The sequence below is a fragment of the Pseudomonas sp. KB_12 genome, from assembly GCF_052114545.1.
In the GTDB taxonomy this organism is placed as follows: domain Bacteria; phylum Pseudomonadota; class Gammaproteobacteria; order Pseudomonadales; family Pseudomonadaceae; genus Aquipseudomonas; species Aquipseudomonas brassicacearum.
This window is the reverse complement of sequence record NZ_JBFREY010000131.1, coordinates 1-356: the sequence shown is the minus strand read 5'-3', so window position 1 is coordinate 356 and position 356 is coordinate 1. Positions and strand designations below refer to the sequence as shown.

Sequence of the window (356 nt, the reverse complement as noted above, 5' to 3'; positions counted from 1 at the left end):
GAGGTACTCATGATCCTGGTCGCAGGTGACGGCCTGACCGGGGGTGAGCCGCTTCGGCTGCGCCGTGTTGGGGTTGTTCGGTGCGAGCAGGCCGGCATTCGCGAGCGTGGCGATGTCGGACGGCGTGCTCTTGGCCGCCGTGAACGAAGAGGCCGCGGCCCCCGTACCCTGAACCGTCTCGCCCGCGGTGTTCGCGGCTTTCGGGTAGGTGGCGAAGTAGTGGTCGAAGGAGACGTTCTCACCGAAGATCACGACGACGTGCTGGATCGGGGAGGATGCCGCAGCAGCGGGGTGCGCGGAGGCGGCGGCGGGCAGGGCGCCGGCCGAGACGCCGGCCGCGACGGCCAGGACGAGAG

The 356-nt window shown here is 70.5% G+C and carries 1 protein-coding gene; it reads right to left on the bottom strand.

Translation table 11 applies throughout. From position 1 onward, the window contains the following. A partial coding sequence (locus tag AB4Z20_RS28160; RefSeq protein ID WP_442091271.1) for an alkaline phosphatase family protein occupies window positions 1-356 on the bottom strand: 356 nt, incomplete at both ends.